General features: G+C 53.9%; 1 pseudogene. It reads right to left on the bottom strand.

The window, feature by feature from the left end:
* Window positions 1-76: 76 nt before the first annotated feature.
* Window positions 77-293 (bottom strand): annotated as a pseudogene (locus R2R70_RS19635) (hypothetical protein); the annotation flags it as partial.

Below are 293 nucleotides of genomic sequence, written 5' to 3'. Positions count from 1 at the left end.
ACAAACAGTGATGTCAGCATCATCAGTCCCGCCAGATTATTTACGATCATAGAACCGGTCATTCATCATCTCCTTACTACAACCAGGTCGCGGCGATTACGCTGGAAATCAGCGACATCACAATCAGTACAATCAACACCAGGCGCATTGACCCTGGCAGCGGTGCGGCATCGGCGACGGCCTCGCTCGGTTTGCCAGGCACGACGCGACCAAACCAGCGAATAAACCAGGCGAAACTGGCGACCGATTCAATCATCAGCAGAATCATGGCGGGCAGCAGGATCCAGTACTCC

The organism is Cobetia sp. SIMBA_158 (assembly GCF_046566945.1).
Taxonomy (GTDB): Bacteria; Pseudomonadota; Gammaproteobacteria; order Pseudomonadales; family Halomonadaceae; genus Cobetia; species Cobetia amphilecti.
Note: the sequence above shows the minus strand (reverse complement) of the source record. Positions and strands in the feature narration are given on the sequence as shown.